The 15,367-nt window shown below is 63.6% G+C and carries 10 protein-coding genes; all 10 read left to right on the top strand.

Going from position 1 to position 15,367, the window contains the following annotated elements:
- Nucleotides 1-91 precede the first annotated feature (91 nt).
- The 10 genes from EHF33_RS19865 to EHF33_RS19820 all read left to right on the top strand — a co-directional run bounded on the left by EHF33_RS19865 (nucleotide 92) and on the right by EHF33_RS19820 (nucleotide 15,367).
- Nucleotides 92-352, top strand: a complete 261-nt coding sequence (locus EHF33_RS19865) for a hypothetical protein (protein WP_124875522.1) — start codon at nucleotides 92-94, stop codon at nucleotides 350-352.
- Between the two features lie 145 nt (nucleotides 353-497).
- Nucleotides 498-3,080 carry a PD-(D/E)XK nuclease family protein gene (locus tag EHF33_RS19860; RefSeq protein ID WP_164473643.1) on the top strand — a complete coding sequence of 861 codons (2,583 nt, stop codon included), beginning with the start codon at nucleotides 498-500 and terminating at the stop codon, nucleotides 3,078-3,080.
- Nucleotides 3,081-3,082: 2 nt separating this feature from the next.
- Nucleotides 3,083-6,346, top strand: coding sequence for a UvrD-helicase domain-containing protein (locus EHF33_RS19855; RefSeq protein WP_241191482.1), 3,264 nt, complete (start codon nucleotides 3,083-3,085; stop codon nucleotides 6,344-6,346).
- Nucleotides 6,343-6,786, top strand: a complete 444-nt coding sequence (locus tag EHF33_RS19850) for a hypothetical protein (RefSeq protein ID WP_124875516.1) — start codon at nucleotides 6,343-6,345, stop codon at nucleotides 6,784-6,786. Before EHF33_RS19855 ends, EHF33_RS19850 begins: the two co-directional genes overlap by 4 nt.
- A gap of 1 nt (nucleotide 6,787) precedes the next feature.
- Complete coding sequence (locus EHF33_RS19845) at nucleotides 6,788-7,759, top strand: helix-turn-helix transcriptional regulator (RefSeq protein ID WP_124875514.1); 972 nt, start codon at nucleotides 6,788-6,790, stop codon at nucleotides 7,757-7,759.
- Between the two features lie 106 nt (nucleotides 7,760-7,865).
- A complete protein-coding gene (locus tag EHF33_RS19840) occupies nucleotides 7,866-10,961 on the top strand; it encodes a DUF499 domain-containing protein (protein ID WP_124875512.1) in 3,096 nt (1,031 codons plus the stop codon).
- 71 nt (nucleotides 10,962-11,032) lie between these two features.
- Nucleotides 11,033-11,644: a DUF3780 domain-containing protein gene (locus EHF33_RS19835; RefSeq protein ID WP_241191481.1), complete on the top strand. Its 612-nt coding sequence runs from the start codon at nucleotides 11,033-11,035 to the stop codon at nucleotides 11,642-11,644.
- Between the two features lie 71 nt (nucleotides 11,645-11,715).
- Entirely contained in the window at nucleotides 11,716-11,976 is a 261-nt protein-coding gene (locus tag EHF33_RS19830) for a type II toxin-antitoxin system Phd/YefM family antitoxin (RefSeq protein ID WP_124875510.1), read from the top strand.
- The gene (locus tag EHF33_RS19825; RefSeq protein ID WP_241191480.1) at nucleotides 11,973-12,452 is read left to right on the top strand and encodes a type II toxin-antitoxin system VapC family toxin; all 480 of its coding nucleotides are present in this window, start codon (nucleotides 11,973-11,975) and stop codon (nucleotides 12,450-12,452) included. Before EHF33_RS19830 ends, EHF33_RS19825 begins: the two co-directional genes overlap by 4 nt.
- Entirely contained in the window at nucleotides 12,449-15,367 is a 2,919-nt protein-coding gene (locus EHF33_RS19820) for an anti-phage-associated DUF1156 domain-containing protein (RefSeq protein ID WP_241191479.1), read from the top strand. Before EHF33_RS19825 ends, EHF33_RS19820 begins: the two co-directional genes overlap by 4 nt.

Below are 15,367 nucleotides of genomic sequence, written 5' to 3'. Positions count from 1 at the left end.
GGCACGTCAATAAATGACGTGCCCCGCTTCATTTCAGCTTGTCAGCACTTGACGCGCCCAGTTGCGAGACTGTCTTCAGGAGGAACCACCGATGCGAGACTTGCTGATCACCGCCCACGCCATCACCCGTTTCCTGGAGCGTTTCGCCGGGAATCTCTCCTGGAATGCGGCCCAGGTGAGACTGCGAAAACTTCTGTGCCGGGCGCGTTTCCTGAGGGTGCAGCCGGGTGGAGGGCGGCTGTACGGCCTCGGTCAGATGCGCTTTCTGGTGTGCAGCGGCATGCTGCTGACCGTCTACCGACCCACTTACCGGCAGGCTGAGGCGGTCGACGATCTGTGGTTCTCGACATGAAGGTGAACCTGACCGCCAGCGTGGTGTCATTTTGTGACATGGCCCCTTCTATGATGAGTCCATGAGTGCAGTCTCAATTCGGTTACTCGTCACATCCAGCGATGCTTCGGTGCGTCTGAAGACCGCTGCACAGTCGATTCAAGCCATGGGTCCATTCACGTTGGTGGTACCGAACGTCCCAGCAGGCCGCAGCGTGCGTGCCCGTCTCGGCGATCACCTCCGCGCCCAATCCCTGACCCAGCTGGCCCGCGAGCGTTTGCGGGCCGGGGGCTGGCGACCGCTGAGACCCGGTGAGCGTGACGCTTTTCTGCGCCGCGCGCTGGCGGACACTGAATTCCAGTACCTGACGCCACTTCTTGATCGCCCTAGTACTTGGAGCAGCCTGGCTCGGACGCTCAGTGAGCTGCTGCGCGCCGATGTGGAGCCGCAGGCGGTCCTGAATGTCGCCAAGACGGCACGTGAACATGACGTCGCGCAGGCATTTGCTGCTTACGTGGCCACCTGCGTGCGCGAGCGTTGCTTCGACCTGAGCGGTACCGAATACTTTGCGCGCCGCCACGCGCCCAGCACACCGCTGCGTGCCCTCGTCCACGGCTTTACTCACCTCGATGCGTCGCAGATCGCCTTTCTTGGTGCGCTGCTCGCTCCCGGCTCGGCGCTGACACTGCCGGATCCGGATGAGCGCCGTCTGCATGAAACGCGCCGCACCGCTCAGGCTTTCCAGGCGAGGGGCTTTGTCACGGAGCATCTGCCTGCCGCCCCACACCCGCATGAAGGCGAAACCACCTCGGCGTACACCGCGCCGGACGTCGAGAGTGAGGTGCGCGCGGCGCTACGTCAGGTGCAGGCCTGGCTGGCGGCTGGCTCGGCCCCGCATCAGCTCGGTGTGGTGGTGCGCGACGAGGCGACGTACTTGCCAGCGCTGATCGACGTGGCACGCGAATACGACCTGCCGCTAACTGGCCATCATCAGCTGCCGCTGCTCCGCACCGCCGTGGGCGCACTCGTCTGGTTGTGGCTGGAAGCCCTCGAGGGTGACTGGGCCTTCTCGCGCACCCGGGCGCTGCTCACCCATCCGTTGTGTGGGCTGCTCGGTGACAGCCTTGAGGTCGCGCGCCGCCTCTCGCCCGCCTTCCCCGCTGGCCTCGAGGCCTGGCATCCGGACCTCGCCTGGCTCGAATTGCCGCCGGAAGAATCGCTCAGCGGCGCAGTGGGCCGCTTGGAGCGTTTCCTGCGCGAAGCGGGCGTGGTGGATCGCCGTCGCACAGACATGCAGCTCAACGCCCATATCGCTTCTCTGGTCGAAGCGCTCAGCGGCGCGGCGCAGGATCACACCCTGCGCCCCAGGCAAGACGTCACCGCGCTGCTGCGCCATACGCTCAGCACCCACACCACGCCGCTCCTCCTGGGGCGCGGCGGTGTGCGGGTGCTCAATCCGCTGGGCCTGCTGGGCCGTCAGTTCCACAAGCTGTGGGTGCTGGGGCTGGCGGACGGGCTCTACCCGCCGCGTGTCAGCGAGTCGCCGCTGCTCGACAGTGCGGTGCGGGCACGCTGGAGTGAGGCGGGCGTTTTCGTACCGGACGCGTCTACTTCAACAGCTGTGGAGGAAACCATCTTTCACGGCGCGTTGCTGAGCAGCGCCCAGGAGCTGGTGCTGAGTTCGCCGCGCCGAACAGCGCAGGGCCGCTCTCTCGCGCCGAGCGTGTTCCTGACGCGCTTGGGCACTCTTCCGGCTTGGTCGAGCGAGGTGCCGCTGGCCTCAGAAGGCGAGCAACTACTGGAACGGGCACTCAACGCTGGTGAAGTACCGGAGGCGGTACGCCGCGCCGCGCAGATCGAGCAGGAACGCGACGCCGGGCAGCCCTCAGCGCACCACGGACTTCTCGGCGAGTCCTTGTGGGACCCGGCCTGGACCTGGAGCGCCTCGCAACTTCACGATGTGGGCGCGTGCCGCTTCCGCTGGTTTGGCCGCAAGGCGCTGGGCCTGCGTGAAGACGCCGACCCTGAGGCCGGTGAGGACCGCCGGGTGACTGGCACCCTGCTGCACGCTGCCCTGGAAGGGGCGCTGCGAGGCTGGACTCCTCAGGACCAGCCTGCGCTGCTGCTGGAACGTGCGGAGGCAGCACTCGACCGGGCCATCGTTCGCGAGCGCCGCGCCGGAAATTTTCATCCAGGGCCGCTCTTTGAGATCGAGCGCCGCGAATGGAGACAGATCGTGCAGCAGGCCCTGCAGTCGCCAGACTTCCTGCCGGAGGGCTGGACGCCCGATCAGGCCGCGCTCGAAGGATCATTCGACCAGACGCTCGCGGTGGGTGAGGTGGTCTTCCGGCTGCGTGGGGTGGTCGACCGGGTGGACCACTCGCCGGTGGGAAAGCTGGTGACCGATTATAAAGTCGGCACTTACATCAGCACGGTGCAGCCGAACGCTCAGGAAACGGGCAAGCTCGACCTCGAGATTCAGCTTCCGCTGTACATGCGGGCGCTGGGCGCGGTGGGCGGACGCTACTTCAGCATCGAGGGGAGCAAAGTGATCGGAGCAGCAGGTCAACTCAACACCAAAAAGGCGTACGACGCTGCGAAGCATGAGGCAGCGCTCGACACCTTTTTGCTCGGCGTCCATCAGGATTTTGAAGCGGGTCAGGTGACGCCACGGCCCGATCAGGACGGCAAGGCCTGCGGATTTTGCACGGTGGCACCGGTGTGTCGTCATCCGGGCGGGCGGGCATGAGCGTGGCCACTTCTCTCCAACCCACGCCGGCCCAGACACGGGCCATCGCTGCACCTGCCAGTGTCTTCATTTCAGCCGGGGCCGGGAGCGGCAAGACCCGGGTGTTAGCCGAGCGCATCGTACGCCTGCTCGGTACAGACCCTGGACCGCTGCCACGCCAGATCGTCGCAGTGACGTTCACCGAAGCGGCGGCCCAGGAATTGCGCGTCCGGGTTACGCGCTACGTCGAGGAGCGGGCTGAGAGCGGTGATCCTCACTGGCTGGGCGTGCTCTCCGCGCTGCCGCTGATGACCATTGGAACCATCCACAGCTTGTGCGGGCGGATTGCCCGTGAGCACCCTGTGGAGAGCGGCGCGGGCCTGAGTTTTTTGATTCAGGATGAAACTGAGGCTGGCGCTTGGCTCGAAGAACGCCTGCCGCTGGCCCTGTCCGCTTGCGAAGCGGGCGACCTGCTGGCGCTGCCGGGTCGGCTGCGCGCTGAGGTGACGCGTGCCCTGCTGGCCGATCCGCTGGCGGCCCGCGCGGCGCTGGACGCGGCCCTGCGGCAAACCGAGCTGCCTGATGAGGAGCGGCGACTGCTGGCCTGGCGGCAAGTGGAGGCAGAGTGGGATGCGGCGCTCGCACAACTCGGGCTCTTTGCCGGTCCGGCCGGGGAGAAGCTCGAAGCGTACCGCCTGAGTGCCTTGGGCTGCGCTGAACCTGCGCCATGCTCCGCTGCCGGGCTACGCGCGCTTGAAACCGCTCTGGGAGGGTACAACGGCCGTCTGGGCGGGAAGCAGTGGAGCGTGGAGGCCAAGGCGGCGGTACACGAGGCGCTCAAGACCCTGGAGAACTTGTGCCAGCGACCGGACCTGCGCGGCGAGACAGCGGCCCTGGCCGTGCACGACCGGGCGCTGGCCTCGCTCTCGCGGGTGTTCGATACGGTCAACGCCCAGCTGCAAGCTTGGCGCACCCAGGAAGAAGTAGCGACCTTCGCGGATCTGGAAGTCTACGCCGACCGGGCATTGCAAAGCGCTGAGGTGCAGGCTTACTACGCTCAGCGCTTCACCCACCTCCTGATTGACGAGGCGCAGGACACCAACCCAGTGCAGTGGCGCATCCTCAAGGCCCTGGCCGGGCCGGGAGGCAACCTGACGGTGGTGGGCGACGAGAAGCAGAGCATCTACGCCTTTCGCCGCGCCGACGTGCGGGTGTTTCATCAGGCCAGGGCGCAGGTGCAGCACCTTGGCGGCGAGCAGGTCACCATGCACACCTCGTTTCGTACTCATGCGCCGCTCGTTGAGGTGATGAACGCTTACTTCTCGTCGTTGATGACGGGGCCCACGGCGGCTGGCAGCACCCGCGCGACCTTCGAGTCCCTGAATGCCCACCGTCAGGAGAGTCCTGTGGGTGATCCGGCAGTGGAATGGCACGCCGTCCTGGGTGAGGCCGATGTGGGCACGCTGCGCTCGGCGGAAGGGCATTACCTGGCCGCGCGTATTCAGGGGCTGCTGCTCTCGGCACGCCTGGTGCATGGTCCGCAAGGTTCGCGTCCGGTGCGACTCTCGGACATCGCGGTGCTGTTTCGTGCTCGCGGCGATATGAAGCGCTACGAGGATGCTCTGTCGCGGGCTGGATTGCCGTTCGTGGTGCACGGTGGGCGCGGCCTGCTGACCCGCCCGGAGGTGCTTGACGCCGTTCACCTGCTTCAGGCGGTGGCTGATCCCACCGCCGACGTTTCTTTGGCCGCAGTTCTGCGCGGTCCGGTGGCCCACCTCACTGACGCGTCTCTCCTCAAGCTGGCCCGCTTGCGCCAGAAAGGAGAGAGCCTGTGGGCGGCTGCCCAGCGCAGCACTGAAGAAGAAGTGCAGCGCGCCGTCACGGTGATGCTTAACCTGCGGGACAAGGCAGCCACCTTACCGGCCTCGCAGCTGCTGACGGAGGCCGAGCGACTGACCCATCTCAGCGCGATGCACGCCTTGCAACCCGATGGTCCGCGCCGCCTGGAGAATCTGCGGCGTTTTGGCGGTCTGTTGCGCCAGTGGGCGGGTGAAGGAAAGCCGGGCGTCACGGCCGTAGCACAGCACCTGCGGCGTCTGGAGCGCCTCGGGCACGAGGAGCCGGAAGCGCCAGCCCCGCACGCTGACGCGGTGCAGCTGATGACCATTCACGGTAGTAAGGGCCTGGAGTTTCCGGTCGTGATCGTGGCCGACGTGCTGCGTGGCGCTGGCGGGTCGGCCCCGGCGGTGCGCTTTGACGCAGAGCACGGCGTGGCGATCCGCTTGCCCCAGCTGGACAGTCCTTCAGCCGCCTGGGATCACCTGGCCAAGCTGGAGCATGAACGTGAGGACGCCGAAGCCGAGCGCGTGGCCTATGTGGCCTTTACCCGCGCGGCAGACCTGCTGATTCTCTCTGGAAGTGCCAAGGACGCCGAACTCAAGCGCCTGACGAAATTCGAATCGCACCTGCCCGCTGACGGCGTGATGCGGGTGCAGGTGGACCTGCACAGTGTCACCCCTGCGCCGCGCCTGCGTTTGGATACCCAAACGGGGCGACCGGATCTGACGGTGCTGCAAGGACCCGGCGCGGCCCTGCCCGAGACGTTGCCGGTCACTGCGCTGGCCGCCTACCGCACCTGTCCCAGGCAATTCGCGCACCGCTACGTCAACGGCTTCGTGCCGCTGGCTGATCTGTGGGCAGCGCAGGCGGTCAGTGAAGCCAGCAACCCCGAGCGCCGCTCGGCTGGACGCACCATCGGCGACGCGGTGCATAAGGCTATCGAGCAGGAGCTGGCTGTGGGTGAGCTGGCGGCGGCCTTCCCGCACCTGTCGCCAGCGGACTTGAAGGACGTGGCCCGCCTCACAGCGGCGGCGCAGAGCTCCGCCTTTGCTGAGGTGCCAGGTCCGTTTGTCCGCGAGCGGCCCATCCAGCTTCAGTTGGGCGGCGTGATGTTCGAGGGCGTGGTCGATGCCTGGAATGAAGCGCAGGGTCTCATTCTCGATTACAAGACGGACAAGGCCGTCGATCCTGAACATCACCTGCCGCAGCTCTCCGTCTATGCCCAGCGCTTGGGGGCCCGTTCGGCGGCGCTGGCGTACTTGCGTCAGGAAGAGCTGCATGTCTTCGGTGCTGAAGATCTGGCGCGCGGTCTCGAGGACGTGGAGGCCGATATCGAGCGGATGACAGCCCGGGACTTCACGCCGAACCCTTCCGTTTCAAGGTGCCGGTACTGCCCCTACCGGGGTGTGTGCGACGTGGCCGCCCCGATCCCTCAGGAGAACGCATGAGCGAACTGAACGAAGTGCCTACTACTCCCGAAGTGCCGCTCCCCAACGCCTACGCGCGGGACGTACTAGATTTCCTGGCTGAGGAAGGCTTCCGGCCCAAACTCGACGAGGACGGCGACGTCTTCTTCAAGTACGAGGGCTACACCAACGTGATCATGACTGCGCAGGGCGACGCTACGGCGCTTTGCTTGATGGTGCCGTACTTCTGGCCGCTGGAGGACGCCGCCGAGCGCACCCGCGCCTTAGAGGCAGCAATGTATGCGCAGATGAACATTCGCGTTGGGCGCATCACGGTGATGGAAAAAGACGTGACCGCCACCGTCAACGCTTACCTGCCGGACGATCAGGCCTTCAAGGCGGTGCTGCTGCGGAGTCTCTCGGGGCTGCGTTCCCTTGTCAATACCTTCCGTGACCAGATGCGCGCCCAGCTGGAGAACTGACGTGAGTGCCCCCACCACCAAAGCGCACCGGATCCGGGCAGTGCTCGATCACCTGGGCCGCGCCGAGTACAGCGCCCGCGACTTGACCCGCCGCCTGGACCTGCCAGATGCGAAGCTGCGCAGCGTGCAGCGCGACCTCGAAGAGTTGCAGCAGAGCGGCGAGATCGAACGCACCTCTGATGGCAAGTACCGCCGCCCTGTGCGTGCCACGCCGCTTAATCCGGTGGAGGCACTGGCCGTCTACTCGGCGGCGCGGATGCTTTACCACCACGCCGCCGAGTACAACGAGCATTACCTGACAGCGCTGGAAAAGCTCACGGCGCAGTTGCCCGCCCCGGCCCGCCGGGTGGCGCTCCTCGCTAATGAGGCCTACCGTCAGCGCCCGAATAAGGGCACCTCGCGCACCTTCGAACTGGCGGCCCAGGCCTGGCTCGACGGGCGGGTGATAAAATGCGACTACCACTCACCGCAGAAAGTCTCGCCGATGGAGTTGATCATCTACTTCATCGAGGTCAACGCCAGGAACCGTGAAGCCTACGCTATCGGAGTCAACCGCCTCAAGGAAGGTGGACAGCCCTACGTCTACCGGCTCTCAAGGATGCGGAACATGACGCTGCTGAGTGACGAATGCCAGATTCCCGAAGACTTCCATCCGCTGGAGTACCTCTCGAATGCCTGGGGCATCATGACCGGCGAGACGGTCAAAGTGGAATTGTTCTTTTCGCCTGCCGTCAAGGAACGGGTGCTGGAAACGCACTTGGGCGAGGGGGCTGAAGTGGTGACTTTGGCGAGCGGGCATACCCGCGTGGTGCTCAACGTCGGTGGTGTCAAGGAACTGGTGCCGTGGCTACTCGGCTGGGGCGGGCAGGTTGAAGTGATTGGCCCGCCTGAACTGCGCCTTGCCGTTGCCGACGGGCATCAGTTGGGTGCTGAACTCTACAGTGAAGGCCAGGCCGTGATTCCGGCGTCCTAGGGGTTTAACATTTGTCAAGCAAATGTGAATAGCGTCTGGACATTTATCGCGCCATTGATCTTTCAACTTCATTTTACGTCCTTCTCAAGTTTACAGGCTGGTCCTCATGTCAAACACAAGTACCGTATCTCTTTCTCTTGCCTCGCTAATCAAACCGCGTTCTTCAGTTTTTGATACCCAACGCCGCGACACGGTGCTGGACTTGATCGATTTGATGGAAAACCGCATTGATCCACACGCGTTTTTTCAGGAAAATTACGTCACAGAAGGCATGAGTACCTTGCTTGAGCAAGGGTTCAAGCGTCTGGATGGCAAGAACGAGGTGGGCATTTTCCTGCTCAAGCAGGCGATGGGCGGCGGGAAAACCCACAACCTGCTGACCTTCGGTCTTCTGGCCCGCAATCCTGGGGTACGCGATCAGGCCCTCGTAGGAATGCCTTTTCAGCCCAGCCGTTCATTGGGGCCTGTCAAGGTGGTGGCCTTCAGCGGCCGGCACGATGCCCCATTGGGAATCTGGGGCGCGATTGCCGAGGGTCTGGGCAAGAAAGATCATTTCAAGGACTACTACAGCCCGCTGCAAGCACCGGGTCAGCAAGCCTGGGAGTCGCTGCTCGACGGGGAAACGGCGCTGATTTTGCTCGACGAGCTGCCGCCCTATTTCGATAACGCTGAAAGCAAGGCCATCGGAAATTCCAATCTGGCCCGAGTGACACAGACGGCCCTGGCCAACCTGTTCGTTGCTCTGGAGCGGCCCGGTAGCCGAAAGGTTTGTCTGGTGCTGACCGACCTGAATGCGACAGCCTACGCCAATGCCGGTCAGTTTATGCGCGACGCCCTCCATAACACCAAGCAGGAAGCTGGACGGCTGGCGATGGCGCTGGAGCCGGTCAAACTCAACAGTGACGAACTCTACCGGATTCTGCGGGTCCGGCTGTTTGAAGAGCTGCCCAGTGAAGCCCTGCGCCTCGAAGTGGCGCAGGCGTACGCGGCGGCCCTGAGGGACGCCAAGAAGATGGGGCTCACCGACGAGCACCCTGAAGCCTTCGCGGAGCGGGTGATCAAGAGTTACCCCTTTCATCCGCTGCTGCGCGATCTCTACGGGCGCTTTCGCGAGAACCCTGGATTCCAGCAGACCCGAGGCCTGATCCGCTTGATGCGCGCCACCGTTGCGGAGTTGTGGAATCCGGCGAACAACGCCCAGGGTGCTCAGGACCGCGTGCTCATCGCGCCGTATGACGTCAATCTCAATGATGACGCCACCAGAACGGAAATCGCACAGATCAACAGCAACTTGCAAAATGCAGTGGCCCACGACATTGCCAGCGGCGGCAGTGCGGTGGCTGAGGAACTCGACTTGCGTGAGGGCAACCGCACCGCCACCGACGCGGCCAAGTTGCTGCTGATGGCCTCGCTTGCCAATGTTCAAAATCCCACCCTGGGGTTGAGCATTCCCGACGCTACTGCTGCCCTAGCCGCGCCGGGCCGCGACATCACACGGGTCAAGGCTATCCTCGAAGACCTCGCCACCCGCGCCTGGTACATGCACGGCACCGACGCCAAGCTGTACTTCAAAAACGTCAAGAATATCAACGCCGAACTCGATGATCAGATGCGCACCCTCTCCGAGGAGCACGCGCTGCAGGAACTGCGCACCCGTCTGGAGAGCATGTTTGAGGTCAAGGCTGGCTACGTGTACGGGCGGGTGGCGGCCTTGCCTGCCGTCGACGCGCTGGACATCCGCGAGGACCGGCCCCTACTGGTGATCTTCCGCCCCCACGAGGCAGGCCTGCACCCGGACTTGCGGGCCGTGTACGAGGCGACACCCTGGAAAAACCGGGTGGCGTTCTTGACCGGCAGCAAGGGCACGTACCAGTCACTGGTCATCGCGGGCAAGCGGTTGCGCGCCATTCAGGGCATTCTGGGAACTCTGGAAGCCGAGCGAACACCACCCAACGATCCGCAGATGCTTCAGGCCCGCGATCTGGCCGACAAGGCCGCCGCACAGTTTCAGATGGCGGTGCGCGAGACATTTACCACCCTGCATTACCCCACCAAAGACGGCTTGTCGACGGCGGACTTCCGCATGGAGTTCAGCGGCAACAAATACGAAGGCGAGAAGCAGGTGGAAGCGGCCCTGCGCGAGCGCCAGAAATTTACCGACGAGGTCAGTGGAGAAACCTTCCGCAAGAAAGTGGAGTCGCGCCTGTTTACTCAGCAGACCCTGCCGTGGAGCGAAATCAAGAAGCGGGCGGCGTCAAATTCCCAGTGGCAGTGGCACAAGCCCGACGCCCTCGACGCTCTGCGCGGGGACATGCTCAGCCGCGACCAGTGGCGCGAGGAAGGCAACTACATCAACAAAGGCCCCTTCGCGCAGCCCGACACCGACGTGACGGTTCAGCAGCTGTCTCGCGATCCCGACAGCGGCGAGGTGCGACTGCGAGTGGTACCGGTGCACGGCACCACCATTTACTGGGATGAAGGCGGTGACGCCACCCCTGCCAGCGCCAGGCTGGAGGGCAGTGAGCTGAGCACCAAAGCGCTGAACATCAGCTTTTTGTGCGTCGACGACACGGGCGATCACCAGTCCGGGCCGGCACGCAGCTGGCATAACAGCCTGACCCTCAAGTACCGCTCGCCGTATCAGGTCGGCGCAGACCGGCGGCTGCAACTTCAAGTCGCGCCGCACGCCACCATTCGCTACACCACCGACGGCAGCAATCCGCGCGCGCACGGAGCCGTCTACAGTGGCGAGTTCGTGACGGTTCCGCAGGGTACGGCCAAGGTGCTGGTAATTGCTGAGCGCGACGGCGTTTACAGCGAGCAGCTCGATATTCCGATGCGCTGGGACAAGGCCTGGACGGTGGAAGCGGGCAAGCCGGCCCGCTGGAGCAAAGCGGTGCAGAGCAGCACCACCGCCGAAACGTTCACGTATCTGGACCGCCTGAAGAAGTACAGCGCACAGGTCGTGGCTCCCCGCATCACCGTGGTGGACGGCGGCGCGTTTGTGGAATTGCAGACCAGCGAGGACCGTCAGATGTCCGGCGAAGACCTCAGCGCCGCCGTGGAGTATCTCAGGGGCCTGCTCAGCAGCGGCGCGGTGCAGGTGCTGGGCGACGCCACACAGTTTGCCCGTGGTCAGGACCTGCTCGACTGGGCGCAGGACGCCAAGCAGGACATCAGCGAGCATGAGGTGAGCCAATAACGCCCGCCGCAAGGTCGCCAAAGGGGAGCCGTGTCCTTGTGCCGGAGTGCCTGAGGGGCGAGCATGACGAGGTGACGCGCCCCGCTCCCCGCCGCCAAGCGGTCCCCAAGCCCCTGGCGGGCAACTTCGGCGTGATGGACCCGCGCAGCCCTCAGTTTCAGGTGGACATTCCCCGCAAGCGCGGCGACGATGTGGAGATCAGCGATCTGCGCCCCAACGAGGACGGCACGCTGGTTCAGGAGTTGCGGGTGCGCCTCAGGCGGGTGGTGTGGGACAGCCTGGCTGAAGGGGTGCAAAACCAACTCAATTTGCGCCTGCGCACTGAAGGCCACCCACTCGGCAGCTGGAAAAGCGGCCTCAACATCGTGCGGCGCGATCTGGGCAAAGAGTTGACGCTGCTGTGTTGGGCGGTGGAGGAAGCTGACCCGGGCACCATTCCCCTGGCGCTGAGCAACTGGCTTGGCCTGGAGCCGGAGGAGCGCTGGTGGCTGTATACCCAGACCGCAGCGGCCACCGGGGACGCCCTGAGCGGGCGCGGGCGCGGCTGGCGGGTGGCGGTGCGCTACGCCCTGACCGACAACCCCGCGCCGGGTGAGCGGCCCCGTCAGACCCGCCGCACGCCCGCGTTTTACCAGCAGGCCGCCCAGCAAAGCCCCGGCCTGTTTGACACCGAGCAGGATTAAGCTCCCGGTGTTTCAGCTGGCCGTTAGAATCTGGACAGATCAACCAGTTTAGGCTGGGGTGAGGGGGCAATGTGACCAGAACCTGGAAGCTGGAGGACGCCAAAACGCATCTGTCACAGCTCATCCGTGACGCCGAGAAAGAGCCGCAAGTCATTACCCGGCACGGCAAGCCGGTGGCGGTGGTGAGCGCCGTTGCTCCCCCAGCAACTCAGCCTGAACAGGCACACAGCGCTCTGGACGCCCTGCGCGGCGACTTTGATTTCAGCGACATGCCGGACGAAGACCTGTTTGCGCGTGACCGCAGCAGCGACCTGCGCGAGCTGGAGTGGTGAGTGCGCCGCTGGTGCGGGTGCTGCTGGATACCAATGTGATCAGCGAACTGGTGCGCCCGCGCCGTAGCCCGGCGGTGGTGGCCTACCTCAGCGGCCTTGAGCCTGACCAGAGCTACCTGAGCCTGATCTCGGTGGGTGAGATCGAGCGCGGCATTGCCCAGGTTGCCCAGAGTGACGCGCCGCAGCGGGCCATCAAGCTTCGCAACTGGCTTGACGGCCAGGTGGTGCCGCAGTACGCCGGACGCCTATTGCCGCTGGACGAGCCGGTCATCCGGCGCTGGGGCGAGTTGATGGCCCTCCCGGAAGTGCGTGCCCGTAGCGGCATTGCCATAGAAGCCCTGATCGCCGCCACCGCCTCGGTTCACCGCCTGACCCTGGTGACGCGCAACAGCCGCGACTTTGCGGTGTTTCCTGTTGCCAGTTACGACCCCTGGACTTTTCCCCTTGCCCCCAATACCGAACTGGAGAACCCGTGACCACCTCAACTGACCGACCCACGTTGCTGCAAGACCTGCGCGACGCGCCCGCCCTGATTGAACAGTACCTGCCAGTCGCCAAGCTGAGCGCCGAGAGCTACAAGGAACGTAAAGCCGTGAGCGGCCAGACTCTGACCGGCCTGGGCAAGTGGTGGGGCCGCAAACCGCTGATTCTGGTGCGGGCCACCCTGCTGGGGTTGCTGCTGCCGCAAACCGATGACGCCAAAGCCGACGCTGACATCTTCCTCAAGCTGCTGACAATGGACGACGCTGGGCTGGAGCGCCGCCGCAGCAAGCCGATTAAGGCCGACAAAGTGCTAGAGGTGCTGCTGACGTTGCCGCCCGAACAAAGCCGCCGGTATGTAATGACGGGGCCGGACGGACAGCCGATGGTGCGGGCGCTGGATAAGGCCGATAAGGACGCCTTGCAAATGCTGGTGTTCAAGCACCTACCCTACGCTGAGAAGCTGACCTACGCCGACCGCCCCGAACACCTGAGCGGCCCCGACAAAGCGGCCTGGAAAGCCATTAACGCGCACCTGGGAACGCAGGCCCAAAGCTTGCCGGAATTGGTGGAAGAACTGGGCCTGCGGCGCTTCGGGCACCGGCCCCGCGTGGGCGACGCCTTTGCGGGCGGCGGCAGCATTCCCTTTGAGGCGGCGCGGATTGGCGCAGACGCCTACGCAAGCGACCTGAACCCGGTGGCGGGCTTGCTGACCTGGGCGGCGCTGAATCTGGTGGGTGGTGGGCCAGAAGTGGCCGAGCGGGTGCAGAAAGCCCAGCGTGAGGTCTTTGAAGCGGTGGATAAGCAAGTTACGGCCTGGGGCATTGAACACAACGAGCAGGGCTGGCGGGCTGACGCTTACCTCTACTGCGTAGAAGTGCGTGACCCAGAGAGCAGTTACATGGTGCCACTTGCGCCGAGCTGGGTGATCGCTGATAAGGGCGTGTGCGCTGAGCTGGTGGCTGACCCTGCCAACAAGCGCTATGACATTCGCATCATTGAGAATGCCACGGCTGCTCAGATGAAGCGGGCAAAGGACAATGGCACAGTGAAGGATGCACGGCTGACTCCGCCCAATGGTGGCCCCAGCACGCCGATCAGGGTACTGCGTGAGCAAGGCAGCGGCTTGCGCCAGTGGGAGAATGACGACGTTGTGCCGCGACCCGATGACGTATTTCAGGAGCGGCTGTACTGCATTCGCTGGGTGGAAACCTACAGCGAGGGCGGCAAAATCAAAACGCGCAGGCATTACCGCGCTTCCACCGAAGCTGACCAGCGCCGCGAAGCGAGGGTACTGGAACTATTGCGAGAGCGCTTTGCTGACTGGCAGGAGAAAGGCTTTATTCCCAGCAGCCGAATTGAGTCGGGATACAATACTGACCAGCCGATGCGTGAGCGTGGCTGGTCACATTGGCAGCATCTCTTTACTCCTCGCCAGCTCTTGGTTCATGGTTTATTCCAATATTTCGGTGAGAGCGAAAAAGTTTTATCAATCGGCAATCAGCTTCTTGTGTACCGTTTAGCGAACTGGAATTCACGATTGAGTCAATGGCTTTCTTCTCAGGGAGGCGGTATTGGTGGTGGAAAAGCTACTTATTACAACAATGCTTTAAATACATTTTTCAATTTTTCTGTTAGACCAATGCAGGCATTGTATTCCACACAGATTGTATTCAACAGCGACAATATACTCAAAGCACAAGTCGAACTGAAAGATGCTAGGTCTAATGATACTATTTGCGACTTTTGGATAACTGATCCCCCCTATGCTGATGCTGTCAATTATGACGAGGTCAGCGAGTTCTTCCTTGCTTGGTACGAAAAACATATCCCTCGTCTCTTTCCCGAATGGTATGGCGACAGCAAACGCGCTCTGGCCGTTAAAGGCAACGATGCAGGCTTCCGGCAGAGCATGGTGGAGGTTTACGCCAACCTGACCCGCCACATGCCCGACAACGGCGCTCAAGTGGTCATGTTCACCCACCAGGACGCAGCAGTCTGGGCCGACCTCGCCCTGATTCTGTGGGCGGCGGGTCTGCGAGTCACAGCGGCCTGGACCATTTCCACCGAAACTGACAGCGCTCTAAAAGCCGGGAACTACGTGCAGGGCACTGTGCTGCTGGTGCTTCGCAAGCGCATCAGCACCGAGGCAGTGTTTGAAGATGAGCTGCTGCACGAAATTGAACAGGAAGTGGTGCGCCAACTCGACACCATGAAGGCGCTGGATGACAGCTCCGAACCCAACTTCGGTGACGCCGACTACCAGCTCGCCGCCTACGCTGCGGCCCTGCGCGTCTTGACCGCAAACCCGATTGAGGGCATTGATCCCGAGCGCGAGATCAGCCGCCCGCGCGTCAAGGGCGAAGTCAGCCTCATTCAAAAGCTGATTGAGCAGGCGGTGGCCATTGCCGTGAACTACCTGATTCCGCGTGGCATTGAGCGCGACCTCTGGCTCACCCTGACACCCCACGAGCGCTATTACCTCAAGGGTCTGGAAGTCGAAGCCCACGCCGAGTACCGCAGCGGTGTGTACATGGAACTGGCACGCGGCATTGGGGCCAGCGATTATGCCGAGTTGTTCGGCAACAGCAAGGCCAACACCGTGCGGCTGGCGACGCCCAGCGAACTGGGCCGCAAGGGGCTGGAAAAAGGCAGGGGGCCAATGGGCGGCACGCTGCTGCGCCACACCCTGTTTGCGGTCGGCAAAACGTCCGAGAGTGGCGATCCGCAGGAAGGCAAGAATTGGCTGCGCCACGAGTTGGGCAGCAGCTACTGGGCCGACCGCGCCCGCGTGATGGGCCTGCTGACCTATCTGGAGAGCATGGGCCGGATTGAGGGCGCGGCGCACTGGCAAGAAGACGCTCACTCCGCTTCGCTGCTGCGCGGCGTGCTGGAAAACGACCGGGTATAA

Source organism: Deinococcus psychrotolerans, assembly GCF_003860465.1.
Classification (GTDB): Bacteria; Deinococcota; Deinococci; order Deinococcales; family Deinococcaceae; genus Deinococcus; species Deinococcus psychrotolerans.
Note: the sequence above shows the minus strand (reverse complement) of the source record. Positions and strands in the feature narration are given on the sequence as shown.

Coding starts and splice junctions, on each gene's coding strand:
- EHF33_RS19865 (WP_124875522.1), top strand. CDS start 92: ATGCGAGACTTGCTGATCACCGCCCACGCCATCACCCGTTTCCTGGAG.
- EHF33_RS19860 (WP_164473643.1), top strand. CDS start 498: ATGGGTCCATTCACGTTGGTGGTACCGAACGTCCCAGCAGGCCGCAGC.
- EHF33_RS19850 (WP_124875516.1), top strand. CDS start 6,343: ATGAGCGAACTGAACGAAGTGCCTACTACTCCCGAAGTGCCGCTCCCC.
- EHF33_RS19840 (WP_124875512.1), top strand. CDS start 7,866: ATGTCAAACACAAGTACCGTATCTCTTTCTCTTGCCTCGCTAATCAAA.